The sequence below is a fragment of the Leptospira idonii genome (genome assembly GCF_004770995.1).
GTDB lineage: Bacteria > Spirochaetota > Leptospiria > Leptospirales > Leptospiraceae > Leptospira_A > Leptospira_A idonii.
Genome location: NZ_RQHW01000047.1, coordinates 435,113 through 459,922, shown reverse-complemented (window position 1 = coordinate 459,922; position 24,810 = coordinate 435,113). Strand labels below are relative to the sequence as shown.

General features: G+C 41.1%; 25 protein-coding genes. 2 read left to right on the top strand and 23 right to left on the bottom strand.

Annotated features, from left to right (window positions below):
• Positions 1–11 precede the first annotated feature (11 nt).
• The 18 genes from rpsP to rfaE1 all read right to left on the bottom strand — a co-directional run bounded on the left by rpsP (position 12) and on the right by rfaE1 (position 18,370).
• Positions 12–269, bottom strand: a complete 258-nt coding sequence (rpsP, locus tag EHS15_RS14155; protein WP_135761210.1) for a 30S ribosomal protein S16 — start codon at positions 267–269, stop codon at positions 12–14.
• Between the two features lie 61 nt (positions 270–330).
• Complete coding sequence (rpe, locus tag EHS15_RS14150) at positions 331–978, bottom strand: ribulose-phosphate 3-epimerase (protein ID WP_135761209.1); 648 nt, start codon at positions 976–978, stop codon at positions 331–333.
• 5 nt (positions 979–983) lie between these two features.
• Positions 984–1,997 (bottom strand): PASTA domain-containing protein, encoded by a 1,014-nt coding sequence (locus EHS15_RS14145; protein WP_135761208.1) that lies wholly within the window; start codon positions 1,995–1,997, stop codon positions 984–986.
• Entirely contained in the window at positions 1,994–2,947 is a 954-nt protein-coding gene (fmt, locus tag EHS15_RS14140; RefSeq protein WP_135761207.1) for a methionyl-tRNA formyltransferase, read from the bottom strand. The genes EHS15_RS14145 and fmt overlap by 4 nt, the downstream gene beginning before the upstream one ends.
• Before the next feature lie 18 nt (positions 2,948–2,965).
• Entirely contained in the window at positions 2,966–4,927 is a 1,962-nt protein-coding gene (priA, locus tag EHS15_RS14135; RefSeq protein WP_135761206.1) for a replication restart helicase PriA, read from the bottom strand.
• A gap of 3 nt (positions 4,928–4,930) precedes the next feature.
• Positions 4,931–5,758 carry a hypothetical protein gene (locus tag EHS15_RS14130; protein WP_135761205.1) on the bottom strand — a complete coding sequence of 276 codons (828 nt, stop codon included), beginning with the start codon at positions 5,756–5,758 and terminating at the stop codon, positions 4,931–4,933.
• A gap of 6 nt (positions 5,759–5,764) precedes the next feature.
• Complete coding sequence (locus EHS15_RS14125; RefSeq protein WP_135761204.1) at positions 5,765–7,123, bottom strand: sigma-54-dependent transcriptional regulator; 1,359 nt, start codon at positions 7,121–7,123, stop codon at positions 5,765–5,767.
• Positions 7,124–7,125: 2 nt separating this feature from the next.
• A complete protein-coding gene (locus EHS15_RS14120) occupies positions 7,126–8,952 on the bottom strand; it encodes an LIC_11548 family sensor histidine kinase (RefSeq protein ID WP_135761203.1) in 1,827 nt (608 codons plus the stop codon).
• The gene (locus EHS15_RS14115; protein ID WP_135761202.1) at positions 8,939–9,217 is read right to left on the bottom strand and encodes an HPr family phosphocarrier protein; all 279 of its coding nucleotides are present in this window, start codon (positions 9,215–9,217) and stop codon (positions 8,939–8,941) included. Before EHS15_RS14115 ends, EHS15_RS14120 begins: the two co-directional genes overlap by 14 nt.
• Positions 9,192–10,157 (bottom strand): HPr(Ser) kinase/phosphatase, encoded by a 966-nt coding sequence (gene hprK, locus EHS15_RS14110; protein ID WP_135761201.1) that lies wholly within the window; start codon positions 10,155–10,157, stop codon positions 9,192–9,194. The genes EHS15_RS14115 and hprK overlap by 26 nt, the downstream gene beginning before the upstream one ends.
• Positions 10,158–10,161: 4 nt before the next feature.
• Positions 10,162–11,583: an RNA polymerase factor sigma-54 gene (gene rpoN / locus EHS15_RS14105; protein WP_135761488.1), complete on the bottom strand. Its 1,422-nt coding sequence runs from the start codon at positions 11,581–11,583 to the stop codon at positions 10,162–10,164.
• A 5-nt stretch (positions 11,584–11,588) separates the two neighbouring features.
• Positions 11,589–12,296, bottom strand: a complete 708-nt coding sequence (gene lptB, locus EHS15_RS14100; RefSeq protein WP_135761487.1) for an LPS export ABC transporter ATP-binding protein — start codon at positions 12,294–12,296, stop codon at positions 11,589–11,591.
• Between the two features lie 73 nt (positions 12,297–12,369).
• On the bottom strand, positions 12,370–13,770 hold the full coding sequence (locus EHS15_RS14095; protein WP_135761200.1) for an LptA/OstA family protein: 1,401 nt from the start codon (positions 13,768–13,770) through the stop codon (positions 12,370–12,372).
• Positions 13,767–14,306: an LPS export ABC transporter periplasmic protein LptC gene (gene lptC, locus EHS15_RS14090; protein ID WP_210416350.1), complete on the bottom strand. Its 540-nt coding sequence runs from the start codon at positions 14,304–14,306 to the stop codon at positions 13,767–13,769. Before lptC ends, EHS15_RS14095 begins: the two co-directional genes overlap by 4 nt.
• A 21-nt stretch (positions 14,307–14,327) precedes the next feature.
• Complete coding sequence (gene kdsA / locus EHS15_RS14085; RefSeq protein WP_135761198.1) at positions 14,328–15,176, bottom strand: 3-deoxy-8-phosphooctulonate synthase; 849 nt, start codon at positions 15,174–15,176, stop codon at positions 14,328–14,330.
• Position 15,177: 1 nt separating this feature from the next.
• Positions 15,178–16,800 (bottom strand): CTP synthase, encoded by a 1,623-nt coding sequence (locus EHS15_RS14080; RefSeq protein WP_135761197.1) that lies wholly within the window; start codon positions 16,798–16,800, stop codon positions 15,178–15,180.
• 64 nt (positions 16,801–16,864) lie between these two features.
• Positions 16,865–17,353, bottom strand: coding sequence for a D-glycero-beta-D-manno-heptose 1-phosphate adenylyltransferase (gene rfaE2, locus EHS15_RS14075; RefSeq protein WP_135761196.1), 489 nt, complete (start codon positions 17,351–17,353; stop codon positions 16,865–16,867).
• The gene (gene rfaE1, locus EHS15_RS14070) at positions 17,354–18,370 is read right to left on the bottom strand and encodes a D-glycero-beta-D-manno-heptose-7-phosphate kinase (protein ID WP_281277637.1); all 1,017 of its coding nucleotides are present in this window, start codon (positions 18,368–18,370) and stop codon (positions 17,354–17,356) included.
• 66 nt (positions 18,371–18,436) lie between these two features.
• Between rfaE1 and EHS15_RS14065 the strand changes: the two genes are divergently transcribed.
• Positions 18,437–19,045 (top strand): LON peptidase substrate-binding domain-containing protein, encoded by a 609-nt coding sequence (locus EHS15_RS14065; RefSeq protein ID WP_135761195.1) that lies wholly within the window; start codon positions 18,437–18,439, stop codon positions 19,043–19,045.
• A 4-nt stretch (positions 19,046–19,049) separates the two neighbouring features.
• On the opposite strand, the gene EHS15_RS14060 is transcribed toward EHS15_RS14065, so the two are convergent.
• The 3 genes from EHS15_RS14060 to EHS15_RS14050 form a co-directional block, all read right to left on the bottom strand.
• On the bottom strand, positions 19,050–19,715 hold the full coding sequence (locus EHS15_RS14060) for an LIC11631 family protein (RefSeq protein WP_425460646.1): 666 nt from the start codon (positions 19,713–19,715) through the stop codon (positions 19,050–19,052).
• A gap of 100 nt (positions 19,716–19,815) precedes the next feature.
• On the bottom strand, positions 19,816–21,753 hold the full coding sequence (locus EHS15_RS14055; RefSeq protein ID WP_135761193.1) for an AMP-dependent synthetase/ligase: 1,938 nt from the start codon (positions 21,751–21,753) through the stop codon (positions 19,816–19,818).
• Between the two features lie 155 nt (positions 21,754–21,908).
• Positions 21,909–22,409, bottom strand: a complete 501-nt coding sequence (locus EHS15_RS14050) for a TlpA family protein disulfide reductase (protein WP_135761192.1) — start codon at positions 22,407–22,409, stop codon at positions 21,909–21,911.
• A gap of 101 nt (positions 22,410–22,510) precedes the next feature.
• Between EHS15_RS14050 and EHS15_RS14045 the strand changes: the two genes are divergently transcribed.
• Positions 22,511–22,828 carry a hypothetical protein gene (locus EHS15_RS14045; RefSeq protein ID WP_135761191.1) on the top strand — a complete coding sequence of 106 codons (318 nt, stop codon included), beginning with the start codon at positions 22,511–22,513 and terminating at the stop codon, positions 22,826–22,828.
• On the opposite strand, the gene EHS15_RS14040 is transcribed toward EHS15_RS14045, so the two are convergent.
• Both EHS15_RS14040 and EHS15_RS14035 read right to left on the bottom strand, forming a co-directional pair.
• Positions 22,807–23,940: a glycosyltransferase family 4 protein gene (locus EHS15_RS14040; protein ID WP_135761190.1), complete on the bottom strand. Its 1,134-nt coding sequence runs from the start codon at positions 23,938–23,940 to the stop codon at positions 22,807–22,809. The genes EHS15_RS14045 and EHS15_RS14040 overlap by 22 nt on opposite strands.
• On the bottom strand, positions 23,934–24,806 hold the full coding sequence (locus EHS15_RS14035) for a 3'(2'),5'-bisphosphate nucleotidase CysQ (protein WP_135761189.1): 873 nt from the start codon (positions 24,804–24,806) through the stop codon (positions 23,934–23,936). Before EHS15_RS14035 ends, EHS15_RS14040 begins: the two co-directional genes overlap by 7 nt.
• Between the last annotated feature and the right edge of the window lie 4 nt (positions 24,807–24,810).

Sequence of the window (24,810 nt, the reverse complement as noted above, 5' to 3'; positions counted from 1 at the left end):
AAACTAAGGAATTAACCTTTGTGTTTCGCCCAAAGTCCGTCTTTCTTGAGGAGAGCCAAAACAGTCTCTGTAGGCTGAGCTCCTTTTTTTAACCAAGAAAGAGTTTTTTCTTCATTAAAAGTGGATTGTTGCACAGTAGATGCAGTAGGATGAAAGTGACCGATGGCTTCGATGAAACGACCATCTCGTGGAGACCGAATATCAGCCGCAACGATGCGGTAGTGTGGATCTGCTTTTGTTCCGGTTCTCTGTAATCTTAACTTTACCAAGAAAAAATACCTCTTTTGCAACAAGTTTTAAAAACTAGGGCTCTCTGTCAAGAGCGAGTTCCTATCCTTTTGCCAGTTCCTTTAATTTTTTACCTTGTTCGTTCGGATTTCCCGTTTTATAGAGTCCTGAACCCACCACGCAGATATCCACACCTAGGTCGGAGAGTTGTTTGATGTTGGATTCATTCACCCCTCCGTCTACTTCCAATTCGATCCCATAACCTTGGGTCATTTTTCTGATTTTTTCGATCTTTTCAAACCCTGTTTTCACGAAGGATTGCCCGTAAAACCCAGGATCTACAGTCATAAGAAGGACCAAATCCAGATAAGGCAAAATGGTAGAAATCGCTTCCGGAGGTGTGGCAGGATTGAGAGATACCCCTACTTTGCTCCCCGACTTGCGGATTTCTTCCGCCAAACGAACCGCAAAATGAGTGGTTTCGATATGGAAAGTGATGCAGTAAGGTTTAAATTCGAAATATTTATGGACGTGATCCTCCGGTTTAGCAACCATTAGGTGAACATCCAAAGGAATTTCGGTCAAACGTTTCACTTCTTTAGTGATCGCTTCTCCGAAAGAAATTTGAGGAACAAAATTTCCGTCCATCACATCCATATGGATGAAATCGATGTTTTCTTTTTTGTAACCGGGCATTTCTGCCGCCAGTCCGGTAATTTGTGCGGCCAAAATAGAAGCTGAAATTTTCATTTAAATCAATAATACCCTTTGAAATTCCAAACTTTCGCTTCACCTGTATTTTGTCCAACAAGAGTGAGCTTTGTTTTTCCTGCTCTGTAAAAAACCAGATGGATCGTTTGATCCTCATCCAAAGTTTGAGAAGTCATAATTTCTCTTTTTACTTCGTTTCCCGTTTTTTCATCCGTATAACTTAAGATAGCTGAATAAGAATCCTTATCGTCGATTTGGTAACGAACGGATTCGTAATCGTATTTCAATTTTTCTTCCGGGCTTAAATGGAAACTTGTGATTTCCGCACCCTTAGGAGTGATCTTTAAATTCTCCACGGAACCGTTTTTTTCACGAGTATCTGGCTTTTTCACTTCTTTGATGAGGTATGGCATTTTTCTTCGTTGCAATGCATCGATCGCAAAAGGAGTAGGAACTCCGATCAATTCCTTATCCCAATCGGAATTGGACTGACTTGCTTTTTTTTCATTCGTACCTTCCGTAACCAGAAGATAGATTTTTTCTCCCGAATGGGTTTCTTTTCCAGGAAGAGGAATTTGATCCACAACGGTATCCGGCGGTTCGTCACCAACTGACGGAACATAGGTGATTCCTCCGATAGGAAGAGGAACATAAACTTCTCCGGATAGAACCTTTTCCAAAATCGCTTTCGCTCTTTTTAAGTCTTGGCCTTTCAGGTCGGGGATAGTGACTCGGTCGAAACCGATATTGACAGTCAGATAGATTTTAGAACCCGCTTCTACTTCTTTTCCCGCATCGATGGATTGAGTTAAGATGATACCGTCCGTTTTTTCTGGAATTCTCATAGTTTCCAAACGAACCTTCAATTGCAGTCTTTGCAGTTCGTTGTGAACCTCTACATAGTTCTTTCCCACTACGGAAGGCATTGTGATTTTTTGTTCGTCTTTGGTTCGGACGACTACTACCAAAAATGCCGCCACGAAAAAAACCAAAAGACCTAAACTGACGAATAAAACATAACCGCTGTAAGGTAAAATTTTAAGAAATTTTTCTTTCACGTAAATCTTTCTCCAGAAGAAACTCTGGCTCCGTTAAAAAAATCAAAACCGCTCATAGGCTTTTTTCCCTCAGGCTGAACTGTCTCGATACCAATCAGATTTCCGTCTCCGCAGACACAGAAAAGTCTTTTTTTCTCGCCCAGAAAAAAGCTTCCCGGCGACCATTCTCCTTCCGGTGCCTTAGTTTCGGGAGAATAAAAAGATCTGTTCAAAATCACTCTTTTGCCTCGGAACTCAGTGAATGCCAGAGGATCGGGGTATAAAGCACGAATGCGGTTGTGGATTTCATACGCGGATCTTTCCCAATGAATCGGTCTATCTTCCGCTGTCATCTTTTTGCAATGAGTTGCCAGAGAATGATTTTGAGGAGTCCCCTTCAGTCCATTCGCTTCCAATTCGGACAGGAGCTGCAGCAATCGAACCGATCCTTTTTTAGTGATTTCGCTTAACAAGGATTCCGTTGTATCTTCCGAAGAAGTTTCCCATTCTTCCTGAGAAATGATGTCCCCCGAATCCACTTCCTTTGCCAAAAATTGAATGGTGTATCCTGTGTTTTTTTCTCCTCCCAAAAGAAAACTCTGCACGGGAGAAGCGCCTCTGAATTTCGGAAGAAGGCTTCCGTGAAGATTGATACTCCCGTACTTCGGATGGAGAAACACTGCTTCAGGCACAATGGAACCGTAGGCATATACGATATGGATTTGAGCAGGATAAGAATTTATTTTTTCCTGTGCAGCAGCATCGGTTCTCAATCTTTCCGACTGGATGACCGGCAAAGAATTTTCCTCGGCAAATACTTTAACAGGTGTAGGAGTGAGTTCCTTTTTTCTTCCTGCAGGTTTGTCGATATTAGTGACCACGAAATCGATTTTGATTCCGGACTCGAATAATGTTTTCAACAAATCCCTTGCATGGGAAGGGGAACCGAAAAAACCTATGGAAACGGACATACACTCACCTCGAATTTTTCATACAAGATCCAAAGGATCCAAATCATATTCCACATAACAACGAATATCCGGCTTTGCTTCCGACTTTAAGTTTCTTAAAACTTCCCGGACATTCTGTATCGTGGGAGACTTCAAAAGAATATGATAACGAAAATTATTATCTATTTTGTAAAAAGGACAGGGAGACGGACCGAGAATATCTATCCCTGAATTTTCGTTCAAAAGATTCACTAGTTTTTCTTTGTACAAAATAGCAGTTCTATTGGCACGCTCTTCTTCTTTGGAACGAAACACAAGCCTTGCCAGTCTGGAAAAAGGAGGATAGCGTAAGGAATGCCTCAGATCTATTTCCCATCTGTAGAATTCGTGAAAGTTTTGATGAAGCGCCATTTGAATGACCGGATGACTGGGATCACTTGCTTGGATAAAAACCTCTCCAGGGATGGCGCCCCTGCCTGCTCTCCCCGCTACCTGAGAGATCAAAGAATAGGTTCTTTCCGCACTTCTGAAATCAGGAACACCTAATCCATGATTGGCGTTTAAAATACCTACCAAACTCACTTTGGGGTAATCCAAACCTTTCGCAACCATCTGCGTTCCAGTAAGAATATCCAATTCTCCCGCTTCCAATCTTTCCAATACTTCCTTAACAATGTCCTTATTTTTAGTGGAGTCCTGATCGAGTCGTTCCACCTTCGCTCCAGGAAATATTTTGACTAAGGTTTCTTCCAGTTTTTGAGTTCCTGCTCCCACAAGATCGATCTCTCCGTTTTCCTCGGCAGAAAGATCTCTCATCATGATTTTATATCCGCAAAGATGGCAGCGGGCGATTCCTTCGTTATGATAACAAAGAGAAGAGGAACATTTGGGACATTGTATGTATTCGTTTTTCTGTTTGGAAAAAATAAGAGGACTGTATCCTCTGCGGTTCAAGAGGATAAGAGTCTGTTCTTTTTTTCTCAAACGATCTTGGATGCGAAATTGAAGGTCTCCCGAAATGAGTTGGGAATCTTCCCTGGGTTTTCCTATTTCGATTTTCGCCAAGGAAGAATTCGGATTCGCTCTTTTCGTCAACTTATGAAAGCCGATTCTACCGGTATATGCCTGGTGGTAAATTTCCAAACTGGGAGTGGCGCTTCCCAAAACCAATTTTCCAGAGTTCTTTTTTAATCGTTGTAAGGCGATTTGCCTCGCATGATAACGAGGAGAGGAATTTTCCTTATAAGAACCGTCGTGTTCTTCGTCTATGATGATCAGTTGAATGTCTTCGAAAGGAGCAAAGACAGCGGATCTGGTTCCGATCACGATCCTTTTTTTTCCTTCCAAAATATCGCAGTAATTTTGAAATTTTTCCTGAATTTTGAGATGCGAATGAAGCACTGCCACTTGGTTAGGAAATACTCTTTCAATTCTCTGGATGGTAGGAAAGGTAAGACTGATCTCAGGAACTAAAAATAAAATTCCTCCTCTTTCCTTTTCCAAGTAAGCTTTCATTAAATGGATATATACTTCCGTTTTACCGCTTCCTGTAATACCATATAACAAATGTACCATTTCTTCCAAGGAGGAGGAAAAAATTCGATCGAATGCATTTTTCTGCTCTTCATTCAATACTTGAAGGTTTTCCTCCAAGGTAGCAGGAATGGTTTCGGGCTTAAGTTTTCTTCTTTTTCCTTTGGGAACCATCTTAAATAGCGCTTCCCCCAGAGAGGAAAGATAGGTTTCCGCCATCCATTCTCCCAGCAAGATTTGACTTTCCGTAATCACGGGAGAAGTATCGATGAGTTTGATGATTTTTTTGGTTTTGTAATTCGGTTCGTTGTTATGCGTTTCTAATACGACAGCTTCGGATTCGTCTCCGTTCAGTTCCACAAGAACACGGATACCTCTTTCTATATTGGAAACTCCTTCGGGCAATTCATAGGTAAGGGTTTTGTTTTCCCAACTGATATTTACCGCCACCTCCGCATACAAAAACATAGATCAGGAAACGACGGATTGTAATTGTTTCAATTGGTTTAAAAAAGACTCTTCCAAAGAATTTCTTTCCTGGGCGTATTGGAAAAGAGCGGTGTCTTCATCGGAAGCTTTTCCTTTCGACTTTTCATCCAAAAATACAAGTGCCTCAGGAGAACGAATCGTAAGCACAGGAATTTTTTTCCCGGCGATCTCCCATTCAATCAATTTTCCCAAAGACTCTTTCGCTTTTTCTGCACCGAACACTAATTTAGCGGAAGAACCGAGAATTACGATCGCTTCAATCTGAAAGTCTTTGATGTTTTCTTCCACATAGACCTTGCACGTATCGACTCTTTTCTTCCAATCCATCTCGGTGGATTGAGTGTGGGAAAAATTGCAGGCAGGGTATTCCTGGTGAAACAACTCCAGATAGGAAAAACCGAATGCCTTCTGGATCAAATCGCCCCATACTTTTTCAGTCAGTTGTTCCCTAAAGATTTGATTCGGATTCTTTTTGACGAAAGGTTTTTCTTTGGGAGTTGTAGCTCCGGAATAATGCAAAACCAGGATAGGTTTTCTTCCCCGATAAAAGAAGTTTTTAATTCCGGAAACCTTACCGGTACATAAGGAACAAGGAAAATTGATCGTTTCTCTGTTCGATCTTTGTTTTTCCTTGGTTTCCAGAGCCTTTTGTTCCCCGGACTTTTTCGTCAAAGGTTTCCATAAAAAGTGCAGATCGTTCGGATCAGGTTCCGTTTCGTATTTATAAACAGGAAGAGTATTCTTTTTGAGAAAGTATTTGGTATCCTCAATGATTTCTACCAATTCCGTGAATATTGTTTTTTTATTCATTGAATTTTACCCTTCGTTCAATTGATCCGTTTGGATGTTCAAGGCTTTCAATTTTCTATATAAATGAGTTCTTTCGATTCCCAAAACCTTGGAAGCACGAGTGACATTCCCGTCGAAGTTTTGTAAGGTTTTGATGATATACTGCCTTTCGAATTCCTCTTTGGCATGTTTCAAATCCCCTCTTTCCGCCATCTCATTTGCTTTTTTAAAGCCGTGAAGAGAGTCTTTTACGTCTTTCGGTCGAATCGTATCTCCGGGAACCATAATGGAAAGCCTCTCCAAAATGTTTCTCAACTCACGAATGTTACCCGGCCAAAAGTGATCGGTCAAAAGATCCAAAGCTTCCCGATCTATAGATTTAGGACTGAGTCCGTTGTCTTTGATCGATTTTTTTAGATAATGTTCGACCAAAATAGGAATGTCCCCCTTTCGTTCCCTAAGAGGAGGAAGTTCGATGGGGATCACGTTCAAACGATAATAGAGATCTTCCCTGAATTTCCCTTCTTTAATGGCATCTTCCACGCTGATGTTCGTAGCAGCAATGACTCTCACATCCACGGAAATGGTTTCGTTTCCGCCTAACCGTTCGAATCTCTGTTCTTGCAGGACTCTAAGCACTTTGGCTTGAGTGGACAGGGACATATCGCAGATCTCATCTAAAAATAAAGTTCCCGTATGCGCCTGTTCGAATTTACCTATTTTTCTATCATTGGCGCCGGTAAAAGCCCCCTTTTCATACCCGAATAACTCCGATTCGATGAGTTCCTCCGGAATGGCGGCACAATTGATTTCCACATAAGGAGATTCCCTTCTTTTGGAATTTTGATAGATCGCCTTGGCAACCAATTCCTTTCCCGTTCCGTTATCTCCGTAAATGAAAACTCTGGCGTTCGTTTGAGCTGCTTGATAGATAGCGAACTTAACTTTTTTGATCCCCGGAGAAAGTCCAAGAATTTCATCATATTCTAATTTGATTTCCGGAATTTCATTATCGCCGTCTTTAGTTTTTTGAAGAGCGATCTCAATGGTTTGAATCACCTTTTCGATAGAGAGAGGTTTTTCTAAAAAGTCGACAGCACCCTTTTTTGTCGCATTTACCGCAAGTTCGATGGTTCCGTGCCCTGAGATCATTACCACAGGAAGAGTCGGATAGATTTTTTTACATTCGTCTAAAATGGTAAGGCCGTCTTCTTTGCCTACCCAGACATCCAACAAAATCAAGGAGGGACGTTCCTTAGAAAGAGCCTTCAATAAATTTTTTCCGTTGCTGAAGTCTTCCACAAGATATTCTTCGTCCTCCAAAATCGCACGAAGGGATTTGCGGATTTCCTTTTCATCGTCTAAAATGTAAATCTGCTTGGGCATACTTAAGACTGTCCTAATGGTAATTCGATCCGGAACTTACATCCACCTAATTTCGAATTCTCAACGGAAATATGACCATGATGGTCGATGATCGTTTTTTGAACCACAGCTAAACCGATCCCGGAACCGTGGTTTTCCTTAGTGGAAAAATAGGGTTCAAAAATCTTTTCCTTAAATTCGGGCTTTAATCCCGGACCGGAATCGTCGATTTCAATCACGATCGACCTACGCAAAGGTTTTCTTTGCAGTTTGGTCATGATCCGGATCTTTTTCATTTTGGGAGACCAAAGATCCACTTCCTCGCTGGAATTATAATCGGACTGAATCGCTTCGACCGCATTTTTCAATAAATTATTAATAACACCCAAAAACAGTCGTTTATCGAGAAACACTTCGGGAAGATTTTCCGCTAGTTTCAATTCGAAATCTATGTCAGTGGATTCTTTAAAAAGCCGGACAGCTTCCTCCAAAATCGGATTCAAATTCTGATTGATAAGAACAGGAACAGGCATTCTCGCAAATTCACTGAACTCTTTCACCAAATGTTCGAGCACCCTTACCTGACCGATGATGGTTTCCGTCGCATCCTTAATCACGGAACCTAAGTTTTCCGTCTTAGGATTTTGAAACTTACGTTGGATTCTCTCTGCGGAAAGCTGAATGGGAGTGAGAGGATTTTTAATTTCATGAGCCATCCTCTGAGCGACTTCCTTCCAAGCGGCGATCCTCTGAGTATGCATCAGCTCTTCCGACTTAGACTTCAAATCGGAAACCATTTGATTGAAAGATTCGATCAGAATTCCCATCTCACCGTCTTCCGTCATTTCGATCTTCACATCCGATTCACCTAATGATACTTTCTTGGTAGCGTTCGCAAGATTGATGATAGGCCTGGAGATTTTACGCGCAAAGATAAAAGAAAAAAGAATCGCAACGAAGAACATGGAAAACGAAAAAAAAGCAATGGTTAGTCGAATGCTGTGGGGGATTTTTTCCTTCCAAAGACGAACCGTATCGTATGTGGAAGTAGCGTTCACAATGTTCAAAACTTCCTTTTCGACACCCTTATGAATTCTTTGTCCCAAGTATAAATTAGTTTCTTCGTTCAATGTGAACTTGAGAAAATAATAAGCTTTGTCTTCCAGATAAAGTTTCGCCTGAAGAAAATCGGGTTTAGATTCGGGATGAACGAATTCCAGATTTTCGATATATTTATATAGTCCTCTGGATTCGAACTTAGCCTTCCCCTTTTCCGTATAACAAAGATAATAATCTTCTTTTTCGAAAAACCCGTATTCCACCGCTTTTCTGAATATATCGTAACCGTCCGAAGATTCGTTTTTAGCGGAACGAAACAGGCGGATTCCTTTTTCCTGAAGATTTTTCTCCGCTTCTTTTTCCGCATTAGAAATCAAAAATTCGGAGGATTGTAAGGCATTAGAGATATCTACTCTGTAAAACCCTTCGATCAGTTTCCCCGTCAAATTGGAAGAAAGGATAAAAATAGGAAGAGAAGGAAGAAGAGCTACGAATAAAAAAGCAAGTGTTAAACGATACCGTATGGAACTTCGAATTTTTCCCGTTTCTAAGTTCCTTTTGTTCCGGTAAATATAACTTAGAATGAGGGATAATATGAAAAAAGGAATTAAGAGAAGAACATAAGTATCGAATTTCGCGGAGAAAGGAACTTCCTCCTCGGAGCGAAAAATAAAAATTTCAGCCAAAGTGACGGAGACGGTTACGGTCAGACAGAAGATGAATACGTCCCTCAGGTAATAACGGTTTTCTTCCGAAATCCGAAAGGGAAATTTAAATCTATTTCGGAACATCCAGTTCAAAATTGTTTTTGATTAGGTTTTCCAAGGCAGCCAAAGCCTCGTCCTCTTTTTTGCCTTCCGCACGAACCGAGAACTCAATCCCGGCTCCAAGCGCGAGCATCATTAGTCCCATAATCGATTTGCCGTTCACCTCGATATCATCTTTGATTACGAAAATATCACAAGGAAAGGAGGATGCTACCTTTACGAATAAGGAAGCGGGTCTTGCATGAAGCCCCATGCTCTCTTCATTAATCTTTAACTGGATTTGTTTCAATTTTGCTCTGTTGTATATAAGATGTTAGTTTATTCGAAAATTCTTTCGCACTGTTTTTTCCCATCTTGCGAAGTCTTTGGTTCATCGCAGCGGTTTCCACGATGATAGGGATGTTTCTTCCCGGTTTGACGGGGATCTCAATATAAGGAACGGAAACACCCAAAATATCTTCCATACTTTGTTCGATCCCGGTCCTTTCGTAATCGCCCCCGCCTTCTTCCCATTCCTTCAGATTGATGATGAGTTCGATGAGTTTGTGATCTCGAACGGAACCGACACCAAACAAATCTTTAATGTTTAAAATTCCCAAACCTCGAATTTCCATATGATGCCGAAGCAAATCGGAACAGGAACCGATCAAATAACTTTCGCTGAGCCTACGAATCTCCACCATATCGTCCGCTACCAAACGATGCCCTCTTTCTATGAGTTCCAGAGCAGTTTCGCTTTTTCCCACTCCGGATCTACCGGTAAGAAGAGTTCCGATCCCGAATACTTCGATCAGAACTCCATGTCTCATCGTACGAGGAGCCAAGGCACGATCCAGAATTTGGGAAATCAAAGTGATGAATCTATGAGTGGAAACTTGAGTCACAAAAAGAGGGATTCCTTTTTCTTTCGCCTTTTCCACAAAAGGAAGCTGAGGCTCGTTGCCGTGAGTATAGATGATGCAGTTCAGATGGAATTGAAAGAATTGATCAGTAATATCTGTTAGTTTTTCAGGAGAAAGGGAGTTCAAATAAGCCCATTCTCCTTTGCCCAAAATTTGGATGCGGTCGTTGGCAAAAAAATCGAAAAAGCCCGTTAAAGAAAGTCCAGGGCGATTGATCTCCGCATTATTGATTCGATTGGTAAGCCCCTGCTCTCCCGTCAAAAGAACGAGCTTTAGATCTTCATGGTCTTTGAGAATGGTTTCAACTGTGATTCCCGGAACGGGCATGATCTTAACCTTTTAGGGAACTGATTCGTTTTCTTTGGTTCGAAGGTAAAATCCGAAGAACCTTACGATATTTTGCAACCGTCCTTCTTGCAATTTCAATCCCTTTTTTCTCCATCAAATCCACAATATCCTGGTCGGAAAGAGGGTTCGCCTCATCTTCGTTCTTCACTAAATTACGAATGATCTCATGTATTTTTTTAGAACTCTCTTTTCCGCCTTCCGCAGATTTCACTCCGGAAGAGAAAAACCATTTCAATTCGAAAATTCCCCAAGTGGTTTGAATATATTTATTCGTTGTTATACGAGAAATAGTGGATTCGTGCAGGCCTAATTTTTCAGCGACTTCTTTCAGGGTCAAAGGTTTGATATTGGTGATACCTCCCCTGAAAAAATCCACTTGAAAATCGATGATGCAGCTCACCACCTTCTGTAATGTTTGGCGTCTTTGTTGGATGGATCGAATGAGCCACTGCGCCGAACTAAACTTAGTTTGGAAATATTCCTTTTCGGCCGCAGGAAGTTTTGTGTTCAGTAGTTCCTTGTATTCGTCTTGGATGGAAAGTTTAGGAAGCCATTCGTCATTGATAAAGATATTAAATTCGTTTCCGATTTCTTTGACGACTACATCAGGCACGACATAGTCCGTTTTTTTTCCTTGGAACAAAGTGGCAGGATAAGGTTCCAATTTTTTAATGAATCTCGCCAGATGCGAAACCTCATCCTCGGATACCTTTAAGTTCCTTGCTATTTTTTTATAATCGATCTTTTCCAGGTCGGTCAAAAATTCACCGATCAATTGATGCAAAAGATGATTATCAGGAAATAAAATTTTAGCCTGAACGAGAAGAGTCTCTTGGATGTCTTTGGCTCCGATTCCGATGGGATCCAACTCTTGGATCAATTTCAAAACCTTTCGGAGTTTCAATTCGGGATAATTCATCTCTACTGCGAGTTCATTCAGGTTTTGAGTGATAAAACCCTTATCATCGATCATAGAGATAAGAACCTCTCCCATCTCAAACTCAAGTTTGGTGAGACGGATGAGGCGCAATTGGTTTAAAAGATGTTCCTCTAAAGACTCACCTCTGGAAGAGGATTCTATGTATTTTTGATTTCGATCGCTTGCTTCCTGATTGTAAGATTTCGGCCCTTCGATGGAATAAGTTTCCTGCCAATTGACATCCGTGCTCTTTTCATGGTTGAGCTTTTCGATTCTTTTGACTTCCTCGAACGAAAACAACTCTGGCATTTTCGCTTTTTCATCGGAACCCACTTCATCCAAAAGAGGGTTCTCCATCAATTCGCTTTGAATTTTATCGGAAAGTTCCAAAGTAGAAAGAGATAAAAGTTCGATCGACTGACGCAAATCATGCGTCATCACCAGTTTCTGCGTCTGCCTATGGGTGATCGCCGGACCGATTTTCATGGAACTCACAGCTTAAAGTCTTCTCCCAAATAAATTCTTCTGGTCTCAGGGTCGTTGATAAGATCGTCCGCTGTTCCGGAAATCAAAATTCGTCCGCTGTACATAATGTACGCCCTATCCGTGATTTTCAAAGTTTCACGAACGTTGTGATCCGTAATCAAAATCCCGAGACCTCTCGTCTTCAAAGATTGAATTACATTTTGGATGTCTTTCACCGCAATCGGATCCACTCCCGCAAAAGGTTCGTCCAAAAGAATGAAATCAGGATTCGTCACAAGAGCTCTTGCGATTTCACATCTTCTTCTTTCTCCCCCGGACAATGTGTAACCTTTTTGGTTGGCTACCCTCATGATCTGAAGTTCCATCAAAAGAGCGTCCCTTCTTTTTATGATTTCGTCGCCCGGAAGATTCATCGTTTCTAAAATCGCTTCCAGGTTTTCGGCAACGGTCAACTTTCTAAAGATGGAAGCTTCCTGAGCTAAATATCCGACTCCCATTCTGGCGCGGATATGCATAGGCGCTTTCGTAAGATCTTCCTCATCGATAAAAACATGTCCTTCATCAGGGGTCACAAAACCGACGCTCATGTAAAAGGAAGTGGTTTTTCCGGCACCGTTCGGACCTAAAAGCCCTACGATCTCCCCTTTTTTGATATAAAAGCTGACTCCATCTACCACCTTTCTCTTGTTATATATCTTAACAAGATTCTCCATCTTGAATGTTTTGATGTGAGCGGGAGGAGAAGGAACGGTTTCCACAACCTCAGTCTCAGCTGCCTGAGTTTTTTTAGTTCTTTTCGTCATTGTTCAACACTTTTAATCCGTCGCTCAAAGTAGCTTTATCTTCCGTAGGATAAAGAATGATCTTTCCTGCAGAAACCTTGGTTCCGTCTCTCACAAGAGTCGGATTTCCTTCCAAAATCAATTTATCTTCTTCTTCGTAATAGGTAGCAAACTCGCCTCCTGCAACGGAAGATTGAGTTTCGATGCGGACATTTCCTCTGGCGACCGCTTCTTTTTTTACATCGAATCGTTCGATGAACACCGCAGATAAATTTCCCTTTTCTGTCAGAGTTTTTTTATCCAAAAAGAAGATTTGAGGAGTTTCAGAAAGATATGAATACCCTTTTTGCTTATCGTATTCCAAAAAACCACCCTGCATTCTGTATCCGTTTTCTTTATCCAGATACGAAACATCTCCTTTAGCTTTTATGTTTTTATTATTTTCCCTACTTTCGATTTCTTTCGCACGGAATTCGGAATCTTCCCGATGCAAAAGAGCGTTTCCTTCCATGGAAGTATAAGAGTCTTGCCCTTTGTTTTTATGGACCAACTTATCTCCACTAAATATCGTTATATGGCGTTTCTTTTCTTCAGACAAGGAGGCGGATTTATTCGTATCTTCCTGTTTGTTTTTTTTACCAAAACCTTCTTTTTGGGATTTATCCTTTTCGTAACTTACCTGATAGATATTCGCATTCTCTTCCAAACGAATGCTTCCTTCTTTTACGAAATAAGAAAGAGTTTTCCCTTGCAAAAAACGATTTTCGCTGAATAAAAATGGTTCTCCTGCCAAATCGATTCTATCTTCTTTTTCATAATAAACTGCATCCTCTCCAAACACCTGAAAGTCGGAGGAAACTACAGTCACTTTTCCGGATAAAACAGTTTTTGCCTCTTCCAAATAACGGACGATAGATTCACAATGGATCTTAACCGTTTTACCGTCTTTTTTATGAATGAGAACCGGTTTATTTTCCAAAGAAACGGTGCCTTGAAGTTTATCGTAAACACCTTTAGAAGCGATGAGTGTGGCTCCGTTTTCCTGGTCCTCCACAACTACTTGCCCTTTTAGATTTCCGAGAACAGCATCTTCCCCTATGATTTCGATCTCACGAGCGCTGAGTTTCACTGACTTATGAGTGATGTAAGCGCCTCCTCCCAAAATAAAGGTCTTCATCTGAAATCCGTTGATCACTCTTTCTTCTTGTGTCAAAGAATTTCCTCCCCACAAAACAGGGGTTTTGTCTCTCTTTTTATCTTCCTTTTTATTCAAAATAGAATCCAAAGAATTGGATCTCAGAAGATCATCCGATCCGAACAAAATGGGCGGCTCTAAGGTATGAGCGGGAAGTCCCGAACCGATAAACAAACAAAAGATGATTAAAATATAAAACGAGGCTTTCATTTATCTTTCAATGGGTTGGTTCCGCCGACGGAAATTGCGGAAGGTCGCAAAATGGTATATTTGTTCAGGCCTTTATCCGCTCTTAAGCCTTTTCCTCGAATCGTGGTTCCGTCGGAAAAAATAGTCACATCATCATCCGTAGAAAGAGTTTTTTCACTTAAATTGTAATTTAAAGTTTCCGACGTCAGAGTTCTTCCTTCATCCGTTCTGAGTTTGACTCCTCCCTGCAATACGACAGCTTCACTGGCATGATTGATTTCTCCTCTTTCTCCCGATAAATACGATTTGAACTTACCGTTTTCGTATTGGTAGAACTCGAATCCGTAAACGATTGTGCGATTGTCTTTCGGGAAAATATAAGATTCTTTTCCCATCAATTTCCATTCCAATTGGCCTTCTTTCGTGTAAGAAATGCGGGAAAAATCCCTCATGGAAATCATAGAGCCGGATTCTTTCTCTTCTTCTACGCGAAGGTATTTTTTGTCCTTACAAGTGGAAAAACAAAAAACGAAAGAAAGAATCAGAAGAAACTTCATCAGAAATTCACCTAATAAAAATTACTCGAATCCCAGAACTTTCGTTTTTACAAAACGATCGATCTCCAAAAGGTTTTTCAATAGTTGTTTTGCCTTATGAAGAGGAAACTGTGTTGTCGCATCCGAAAGCGCTTTTTCAGGATCAGGATGCACTTCCATAAAAAGCCCTTCCACTCCTACGGAAACTGCGGCACGCATCATGTGAGGAATGAACTCTCTTACTCCTCCGGTGATGTTTCCTGCGGCTCCTGGAAGTTGAGCGGAATGAGTTCCATCGTAAACGATAGGGATTCCATGTTTATGGATCATCGGAATGGCACGAGTGTCGAAAACCAAGTTTCCGTAACCGAAGCTGGCTCCTCTTTCTGTAACCATATATTTTTCGGAACCTGATTCTTGGATTTTTGTTTTGATATGACGAGTGTCATCCGGTGCCAAAAATTGTCCTTTTTTTACGTTCACCCATCTGCCGGTTTCCGCAGCTTTTGCAATTAGATCCGTTTGGCGGCAAAGAAATGCAGGAATTTGGTAAATATCCACAGTGTCTTTCAAAGGGTCTACCTGAGCAGTTTCATGAACATCTGTTAGCACAGGGAGATTGTATTTGTTTTTTATGAAATCCAAAAGTTTTCGGCCTTCTTCCAATCCGGGTCCTCTGTAGGAATTGATGGAAGAACGGTTCGCCTTATCGAAGGAAGACTTAAAGATATAAACGATTCCCAATTCATCGCAGATCTCTTTCATTTCCCCGCAAACTCGATCCAAAAGATCTTTGTTTTCCATAACACAAGGTCCGGAGATCAGGAAAAAAGGATTACGACCTCCGATCTTTTTACCGAAAAATTCTCTTTCTTCTATTAAATCAGTCATATCATTCCTCCGATTTTTTCGCAAGTTTTGCGGATGCACGAATGAAACCGGCAAACAATGGATGCGGTTCCGTCGGTTTGGATTGGAATTCAGGATGGAATTGAACTCCTACGAACCAAGGATGATTCGGTATCTCCACGATTTCCACCAAACTTTCATCAGGTGAAAAACCGGAAAGAATCATACCTTTTTTCTCATATTCATCTTTGTAACGAAGTGTGAATTCGAATCTATGTCGGTGCCTTTCCGAAATTCGTTCCGACTTGTATTCCTGATACGCCAAACTTCCTTTTTTAATCACACAAGGATAAGCGCCCAATCTCATAGTACCGCCCATTCTTTCTATTTCCATCTGTTCTTCGATCATGGAAATGACGGGATATTTAACTTGCGGTTGGAACTCTGTGGAATTGGCATCCTTAAAGCCCAAAACATTGCGGCCGAATTCGATCACAGCACACTGCATCCCCAAACAGATTCCGAAAAAAGGAATGTTTTTGGTTCGAGCATATTGTATGGATGCGATTTTTCCTTCGATCCCTCTCTCTCCGAAACCGCCGGGAACTAAAATACCGTGCACCCCTTTGAGGAGTTCTTTTACGTTTTTGGAATCGATTTCTTCCGGGTTCAATTTTACAACTTGAACTTGGACATCGTTTGCAATTCCTCCATGAGCTAACGACTCGTAAACGGAGCGGTATGCATCTTGTAAGGAAATATATTTACCAATGAGTGCGATTTTAACGGTCTTCTTCGCATTTTTGATCTTTTTTACCAAATTTTCCCAATGGGCAAAATTCAGTTTTCGAAGATCCATTCCCAATGCATTGAGAACCACTTCATCCAATTTGTCTTCCCTATACATCATAGGGATTTCGTAGATGGAAGTTTCGATATCCACTGCAGAAATAACGTTTTGATCTTTTACGTTACAGAAAAGAGAGATTTTACTCTTCATTTCTTTAGACATAGGTTTGTTGATTCTACAGATAAGAACATCCGGCTGGATTCCCAAAGCTAACAATTCTTTTACGGAATGCTGAGTGGGTTTCGTTTTCGCTTCTCCGGCGGCAACGATAGTAGGAACCAAAGTTAGATGCAGGAAAAGAACCTGAGATGCTCCGTGCTCGTAGCGCATCTGACGAATCGCTTCCAGAAAAGGAACGGACTCTATGTCTCCTACGGTTCCTCCGATTTCCACAATGACGAAATCGGTTTCGTTGTCCCTAGACAACGCATAAATTCTATTTCGAATTTCATTCGTGATATGGGGAACCACTTGAACGGTTCTTCCCAGATAATCGCCTTTCCTTTCTCTTTCGATCACTGCATGATAGATTTGTCCCGTAGAAACAGAATTTTTTCTGGAGAACTTGGATTTGGTAAATCTTTCGTAATAGCCCAAATCGAGATCGGTTTCTGCGCCGTCTTCGGTCACATAAACTTCCCCGTGTTGGTAGGGACTCATGGTTCCCGGATCGATATTGATATAAGGATCCATCTTTTGCAAAGATACCGAGTATCCTCTTGCTTCGAGCAGGCAACCGAGAGCAGCTACGGTAACTCCCTTGCCAAGAGAGGAAGAAACTCCTCCCGTAATGAATATGTATTTGGTCTTGGACAAATCGGACCTCAGGAAATGAATTGTTTTTTACAGACTGGGAGAGTTTACCCCAAAATCAATACGTTTAGAGAGAGGATTTAGCTTTTTCCAAAAGAGAGGTTGTGGATTTCCCTTGTAAAAAGGGCAAAATGACCACTTCTCCGCCCAACGATTGGATGAGAGAAAATTCGGGAAGTTTTTCTTTCACATAATCCCCACCTTTCGTATGAATCTTGGGTTTCACTCTTTCGATCAAACGAAGAGGAGTGTCTTCTTCAAAACCGGAGATCAAATCCACACATCCAAGCCCTGCCAAAACTTTGGCTCTATCTTCCAAAGAATTTAAGGGTCGGCTAGGACCTTTCAGTCTTTTCACGGAATCATCCGAGTTGAGTCCCAGCCAAAGCAGATCTCCTAAATCTCTGGCACGAGAAAGATACTCCACATGACCTGGATGTAAGATGTCGAAACAACCGTTGGTAAAAACGATTTTTTTACCTTCCAAGGAAGAACGGATCTCTTCGATTTTCTCGGAAGGAACGAGTTTGGAAGAAAGAGAAGAATAAAAGCTCATTTATTTTGCCTCTTCCAAAAGACCCAATTGTTTTAAATTGTCTTCGATCTCTTTATGAGTCACGGTAGCAGCACCTAACTTCCCAACAACGACTCCCGCACTTGCGTTGGAGATCAGGCTCGCCTCGTGAATGGACATTCCTGCGGCAAGAAAAGCGGTATATGTGGAAATGACAGTATCCCCCGCCCCAGTCACATCAAACACTTCTTTGGCGACAGTGGGGATATGGTGAAACTTTTTAGTGTCCGTCTCATAGATCGTCATACCTTTGTCGCCTCTGGTGATCATCATCGCTTTGGGACGGATTCTTTCGGAAATTTCGATGCAGGCAGCTTCGATATCTTTTTCCGTTTCCAATTTTTTCCCCAAGGCCTTTCCTGCTTCGTGATGATTCGGAGTCATGATGTCGATCCCGTTGTATAGAAAAAAATGACTGATCTGAGGATCGACAGTTACGATGACTTTGTTTTCCACAGCGATCCGAATCACTTCTTCGATCACTTTTTTTGTCAAATAACCTTTGTCATAGTCGGATACGATCACTGCGGAACATTCCCCGATTTTAGACTTAAATTGTTCTAAAACGAAATTTTCCTCATCAGGAGTCAAAGGGACGATTTCTTCCCGATCCACCCTGCAAACTTGCTGTTGTGAGGCGATGATTCTGGTTTTTAAAATAGTGGGAATTGTCTCGGACTCTAGCAGTCGAAGATCTTTTTCGGACACATTTCCCTTGAGTATCAGGGACTTCATCAAGTCTCCCGCCTTATCTTTCCCCAATCTACCCATTACAATGGACTTGGTTTCTATGGAAGAAAGGTTTTGGATGACGTTCCCGGAGCCTCCCAAAGTGTGTTTGTCGTTTCTCACCCAAACAACAGGAACGGGCGCCTCGGGGGAAATGCGATCCACAGTTCCGAATAGATATTCATCCAGGATAAGATCCCCGATCACCATGATTTTTTGTTCTTTTAAACGGAGGAACGTTTCTTGCAATTTCAAGGAATTGATTTTCAAATGCTTCTCTTCTCTTTCTGGTCTTTTTAGATTTACAGCTTAACAGTGAATAGGAATCCTTTTTTCGTGTCAACCTTCACGTTGCCGATATTCCCCCTGCCGGAAGTATTCCTTTTCCCGGGAACTTTTCTGCCTTTGCATATCTTCGAGCCAAGATACAAGATGATGCTCGATTTTTGCCTGGAAAACGGAAGTGAAATGGCAATGGCGCCCTTTCCCAAAGAATGGAAGGGTCTGGGAATTCCTCCCATCCCTGAAATTTTCGGATGGGGTCATATCATCCAAAAGGAAAGACTTCCTGACGGGAGATCCAATATCATTTTGGAAGGTTTGGGAACTGCCAAATTACTGGAGTACCAATCCCAAGATCCGTTTCTCATCGCCACTGTGGAAAAAATTCCACAGGAAGGTTTTCAAAAACAAAACGATGAATTCAAAGCGGTTTTAGACGAACTTTTGATGCTCACCAAAAGAATCCTTCTGGCGGAGGGAGCGGATGAATCCCTCATCATGAAGATGAATCACATATCCAAACATCCTTTCCCTATCGATTTCATCGCATCTCTGTTAAACTACGAATTTTTAATCAAACAAGAAATATTAGAAACATCGAATATCATCGAAAAAGCGGCGAAATTATTGCATATTGTCCGCTCTTTGAATCTAAGAGAATGAAGTTCTAAAAAGGAGATAGTTCTGCGATAAAAAGCAGAAAAGGGGAAAGTTCCTTCGTATTTTCGCGGAAAAATACTCTGGGATGCACTTGGTCCGGAGACTGAAGATACAAATAAGAGGAAGTTTCTTTTCGAATATAAGCCCTTGTTAAATGATTCGCCTTTTGGGAATCGATCAAAAACTGGGATAAAAGTTCGGAAAGACTTGCGGACTTTTCTTGGTCTCTCCCGGAAGCACAGAAAAAAACGACTTTTTTGTCTCTCTCAGTGGTTTCCCAATTCATTTTGTATTTCCAAGAATCCTGAAAAGAAATTTCAGTATGGGAAATCTCTTCTTCGCCTAAGGAAAGTAAATCGGGAATGAATTCTAAAGTGACCAAATTGGAATTCTTTTTGAAATAACCCGACTTAGAAAGATACGTTTTCCAAATACGGGAAAGTCCTCTTACTTGGAGAGGTGCTCCGAAGGATTCAAAAACAAGAAAAGAACGAAGGGTTAAAAAAGCCAAAAATGCAGGATGGAACTGAGGAACATTTTGAAAGTCCCAGATCTCGTTTTTCTGCAAAGGGGACAAAAACAAAGAGTCCATCCCATAATAATCCTGATGGAGATAAGGGTAAAAAACGGAAGGTTCTAGTATTGATGAGGCTTGGCCATCCAAAGGATTCACATAAAATCTATCGGCAAAATGGGAAAAAAGAAGAAAGCAAAAAAAAACCGCCTCGAAAGAAGGCGGTTTTTTCGAACATCCAGTTCTGTAGCTTCCGATTTTAGTTATCAGTAGCGTACAAGCTGGCGATCTTTTCTTTATATTTCTCTGCGATGAGGTGGCGCTTCATTTTATGAAGGTTGGTCATCTCATCTCCCACTTCAAACTGTTTTGTAATCAAAAAGAAAGGAGTGACTTGTTCGAAAGACTTAAATCCGGTTTTCGTATTATTGAGAGCCTTGATTTCCTTTTTGTAGAAATCGACAACTTTCGGATTTTCAATCAACTTCTGTTTGTCGGTCTCGCTGATTCCGTTTTCTTTCGTCCATTCGGCTAATTTATCGAAATCAGGAATAATGATCGCTCCCAAGTTCTTTTGATCTTGTCCTATCACCATACACTGGAAGATATAAGGAGATTCGGTCAGTTTGTTTTCGATCGGAACCGGCTCTACGTTCTCTCCGCCAAGAAGCACTACAGTGTCCTTAGCACGACCGGTGATGGTCAAAGTCTTTTTGAAATTGAACATACCGATGTCTCCGGTATCCATCCAACCATCTTTCAATACTTTCGCAGTGGTTTCTGGGTTTTTATAATACCCTTTCATCACTTGAGGTCCTTTGATGTGGATCACACCTCTTTGTCCGATTTTACCGGCAAGAACCTTCTGGTTTGCATCCATATGAGTGAGAACTTTTCCGGAATCGTCCCGGATTTGAACTTCTGCCTGAGGAGTGATCGCTCCCACAGAACCTTGGATCAATTGTTTGAAAGTTCTTACGGAAATGACCGGAGAAGTCTCTGTCATACCGTATCCTTCCAAAACATTGATTCCTATATCATTGAAGAATGCATCCACATGTTTTTGAAGGGCACCACCACCGGACACGGAAGCTTTCAATTCCCCGCCTGTGGCTTCTCTGATTTTAGAAAGAACGATTAAATCCAAAACAAAATAGAGAGGAGCTGTAAGAACAAGAACCACGAAAGAGTAAATCCCCATTCCCAAAGAAACGATCGGGTTTCTGCCAGTATAATCGACTTTGTTCCCTTTCAAGAAGCGCAATGAAGCGTTGAAATGTTTGGAGAAAAAGTAAGCTAATTTGAACAAACCTCTTCGTATTGCAGGAGTTTGTTTTGGATCGCTGATTCTCGTATAAATTCCATTATAGATACTTTCCCAAAGGCGAGGAGCGGAAGCCATAAAAGTAGGCTTTGCTTTTTTCATATCGTCTCTTAGGTCACGAACGTTCGTGTAATAAGTGGAACATCCCGCAGCAATCGCAAGATATTCGAACACTCTTTCGAATACGTGCCAAACAGGAAGGATGGACAACATTCTTTCTTCCGCTTTGATATCGATCATTTCGGAAAGGATGCTAGTTGTTTGGTGAAGCATATTGGAATGTTTCAACATAACCCCTTTCGGCATACCTGTAGTTCCTGAAGTATAAATGATTGTAAATAGATCTTCGGAGTTGATTCCTTTGACTCTTTCTTCCGCTTTGCGAGAACCTTTCGCTCTCAACTCTTTTCCTTTTTCGATCAAATCGTAAAGTTTGAGAACTCCCGTAGCGGTAGACTTAGCATCCATAATGACCAATGTTTTCGCGAATTCGAATTGAGATCTGTTCTTTTGGAACTTCTCCAACATCTTATCGTTTTCCAAGAAAACAACTTTTGCTTCGCAGTGATTGAGAATATATACGATTTCAGAATCGGTAATATCTGTTCCACGAGGAACATCGGCAGCTCCGGACATCAAGATTCCGTAATCACTGACGATCCATTCCAAACGATTGTCCGCAAGTAAAGCGACGTTTTCTCTTGCTTGTACTCCTAAATCGATTAGGGCTTCTGCAAGATTTAATCCTAATTCATAAACTTCTTTAAAAGTAACTGGTTTGTAATTCTTTGTTTCGTCTTTACTAACAAAGGCGGGGCGGTTCCCAAATTTTTCAGCACTCTGCTGGAAGAGTTCGGGCAAATTGGCTGGCATTATTGACTCCTTTCTGGATCTATACGTAAAAAGGTATATTTAGCTGACTTGTACGAAGTCACTCAGTCAAGACATTTTCCACAGATAAAACTCTTTCGAAACAATTTTGCTAACGTTTGTTTTATTTGGCATCGCACAAATTTATAAAGAAAATATCAATCATTCCAAACTCTGGAACGTACAATGAGTCCCGCCAAATCTTCTGACTGAAGACCGTATTGACGATAGAGCATGCGCCCATCTTTTCCAAAAACGATAAGACACGGCATTCCTTCCACTTGGTAATTTTCAGTTAGTTTCCAATCCGGATCCAAGACGGATTTGTATTTCATATCCAATTTTTCGCTATGTTTTTCAATCTCTTGCACACTCGCTTCCGTGTCCGTGTTCACTCCCAAAAATAAAAAATCCTCTTCCGGCACGGAAGACTTCCAACGATTGATCACTGGAACCGCTTTGGAACAAGGCTCGCACCAAGTAGCCCAAAAATCCAAAACGACAACCTTTCCTTTCGCTTCGGAAAGATTGAACTTTTCTTTTTTTGTAGTGTAAACATCTAGATCGATGAGTTTTTGAGAAGGAGAGACATCACTCTTTTTGCAAAAAATGAGAGATGGAAGCAAAACGAAAAATAAAATGGACAGAGAAGTTCTCATAGGAATATAAAATTCTGAATTTTCGCCCTTACAACTACTTCTCTTCTTTCGAGGAATGGAAAATTTACGCTCGAGGAAAATGGTCCGGCTCCGGCCTTTCCATGATTCTGACGGAAAAAGAACCCTACGAAAATAATGCACAAACGGAAGTTTTGTGGTCCCATAAAAAGGGACAAGATGGTTCCGTTTTTGAAAGAGAAAAATCCAAAACGACAATCGTTTGGGAAAACCCTGTGGAAATTTACGCAGACACCCTGGAATTTACAGATCTTTCGAAGGAATGGAAGGCGAAAGTCCAAGCGATGACTTCCGACAAATTCCATCTCCATGTGGAATCTATTTCCCAAAAGAATTTGATTTTATTTTCCGGAATCGTCTGGAAAAAGAAGGGATTCTTTCAAAGATTCAATATCTTTTGAAATGTCTGCTCCGTAACTGAGGCGGCATTTTCCCAAGTGAACTTGGAAATGTCAGAACCCGGTTGGATGGGATTTTGATAAAATTTAAAAATTTCCAAAGCCCACTCTTTCGCATCTTCTTCCGTTTGGTAAGGAAGATAAGTCACTCCGTCCCCACCGATCTCTCTGAAAGTGGGAATATCCGAAACCATACAATATTTTTTATGGTAAATCGCTTCCAACATGGGAATCCCAAAACCTTCGTAATGCGAAGCGAACAAAAAGAGCCCTGAGTTTTTATAGATATGCTGAAGATCGGAATCTCCCACGGAATCCAGAATATGGAGGTCTTTGAATAAGGATTGTTCCTGTCTCAGCTCTTCAATGAATTCACTGTTTTCCCATCCTATTTTTCCCACAATCACCCAATGTTTGTGATCTTTGGGATTCATCCTTCTGTATTCCCGAAATACTTTCAAAAGGAAAGGATAGTTTTTTCTGGGTTCGATTGTGGAAACGGTAAGAATGAAATCTTCGCCTAAGTCTTGTATTCTTCTGGAAGGATCTTTTTTTAAAAGCTCATCTATTTCTTTTCGATTCACTCCAGGATAAGAGACATCCGTACGATCCGTAGGATAATCAAAATACGCACACATATCATCACTTGTCTGTCTGGAAATGGAAAGAATATAAGCGGCCCTATGCACGGAATAACTTTGGAATAATCTTTGCTGCCATCTTGCCAGAGTGCGCATGGTTTTAGGATAAAGATACAAAACCAAATCGCAATAAGTCAGTACTGCTTGGATTTTACCAGGTAAAAAAGGAGGGAGGATCTGCTGAGAGCCCCAAAAAAGATCGATAGGCATCCATCTCAAGATCCAAGGAAGATAGAGATTATAATACAATCCTCCTTTCCAACGGAAAAAACCTCCTCCGGAAACCAAAGTCACATTCGGTAAGTTCAATACGGAAAGATGGTCCGGATGGATGGGAAGATGGGTGAATAGATAAAAATGATATTTTTCAGGATGAGGAAAGGCCTTGATGGTTTCCGCAATCAATCTGCCTACCCCGGAGATGCGGGTGGAGAGAGGTCGGGCATCCATAGCGATTCGTATGGGATTTACCACTTGTCTTTTACCCTTTCCGACAAGGTGGAAATGGAAACCAGTTTTTCCAAATATCCTACAGCCTTTTTGTTTCCCGCAACAAGTCCGAAGGATTTCGTATCTTTTCTGTTAAACGAATAATTGGAATCTTTTTTCAAAGGGAAATATTTGAAATTCTCTTCATCTAACAAAGATATGCCGCCACAAATATCCCATTCGTTTTTGGGTTTTAAGGAAACGATCAAATCCACATGACCTGCGGATAATAAGCCTAATTTGTAAGCAATGCTTCCCATCGCCTTGATTTCAAAACCGTCTTTCCAAAAGGAATCTTCGAAAAGACCTTCTTTCATTTCAGAGTAAGAAACATTCAAAATAGGTTTGTGTTCCTTGCCGAAATCGATGTCTTCATGAGAAAAAACGGATTTGGAAGTGAGCAGAATTTTTTCCAAATTTTCGGCAGTGAAAAAAGGAGGAGTGAGTTTGATGAAAAAAGTAGAATCCAATTTGGAGAAAAACTCTCCCGTAGCAGGATTAAAAATCACTCCCCAAACAGGTGTTCCATTTCGAACCAAACCGAGGCTGAGTGCGAACTGATCGTTTTTTTTCACGAACTCTCTGGTTCCGTCGATAGGATCTAAAATCCAAACCCATTCTTTGTCCAAACGATCCGAATTGTCACGAATTTCTTCGGATAAAAAACCATGTTTAGGAAATCTTTCGGAAATTTTCTTTTGAAGGAATTCGCTGGCGAGGAGATCCGCTTCCGTAACCGGATCATTTCCTCCCTTGTCTTTCACTGCAAAATCGGTTTGGTAAATGGCAAGGATTTGATCCCCTGCCTCCAACACCCAATTCCATACTTCTACAAAATCTTCATTGCCCATTGAA

Coding starts and splice junctions, on each gene's coding strand:
- rpe (WP_135761209.1), bottom strand. CDS start 978: ATGAAAATTTCAGCTTCTATTTTGGCCGCACAAATTACCGGACTGGCG.
- fmt (WP_135761207.1), bottom strand. CDS start 2,947: ATGTCCGTTTCCATAGGTTTTTTCGGTTCCCCTTCCCATGCAAGGGAT.
- priA (WP_135761206.1), bottom strand. CDS start 4,927: ATGTTTTTGTATGCGGAGGTGGCGGTAAATATCAGTTGGGAAAACAAA.
- EHS15_RS14130 (WP_135761205.1), bottom strand. CDS start 5,758: ATGAATAAAAAAACAATATTCACGGAATTGGTAGAAATCATTGAGGAT.
- EHS15_RS14125 (WP_135761204.1), bottom strand. CDS start 7,123: ATGCCCAAGCAGATTTACATTTTAGACGATGAAAAGGAAATCCGCAAA.
- EHS15_RS14120 (WP_135761203.1), bottom strand. CDS start 8,952: ATGTTCCGAAATAGATTTAAATTTCCCTTTCGGATTTCGGAAGAAAAC.
- hprK (WP_135761201.1), bottom strand. CDS start 10,157: ATGCCCGTTCCGGGAATCACAGTTGAAACCATTCTCAAAGACCATGAA.
- rpoN (WP_135761488.1), bottom strand. CDS start 11,583: ATGAAAATCGGTCCGGCGATCACCCATAGGCAGACGCAGAAACTGGTG.
- lptB (WP_135761487.1), bottom strand. CDS start 12,296: ATGGAGAATCTTGTTAAGATATATAACAAGAGAAAGGTGGTAGATGGA.
- EHS15_RS14095 (WP_135761200.1), bottom strand. CDS start 13,770: ATGAAAGCCTCGTTTTATATTTTAATCATCTTTTGTTTGTTTATCGGT.
- lptC (WP_210416350.1), bottom strand. CDS start 14,306: ATGAAGTTTCTTCTGATTCTTTCTTTCGTTTTTTGTTTTTCCACTTGT.
- kdsA (WP_135761198.1), bottom strand. CDS start 15,176: ATGACTGATTTAATAGAAGAAAGAGAATTTTTCGGTAAAAAGATCGGA.
- rfaE2 (WP_135761196.1), bottom strand. CDS start 17,353: ATGAGCTTTTATTCTTCTCTTTCTTCCAAACTCGTTCCTTCCGAGAAA.
- EHS15_RS14055 (WP_135761193.1), bottom strand. CDS start 21,753: ATGCCAGCCAATTTGCCCGAACTCTTCCAGCAGAGTGCTGAAAAATTT.
- EHS15_RS14050 (WP_135761192.1), bottom strand. CDS start 22,409: ATGAGAACTTCTCTGTCCATTTTATTTTTCGTTTTGCTTCCATCTCTC.
- EHS15_RS14045 (WP_135761191.1), top strand. CDS start 22,511: ATGATTCTGACGGAAAAAGAACCCTACGAAAATAATGCACAAACGGAA.
- EHS15_RS14035 (WP_135761189.1), bottom strand. CDS start 24,806: ATGGGCAATGAAGATTTTGTAGAAGTATGGAATTGGGTGTTGGAGGCA.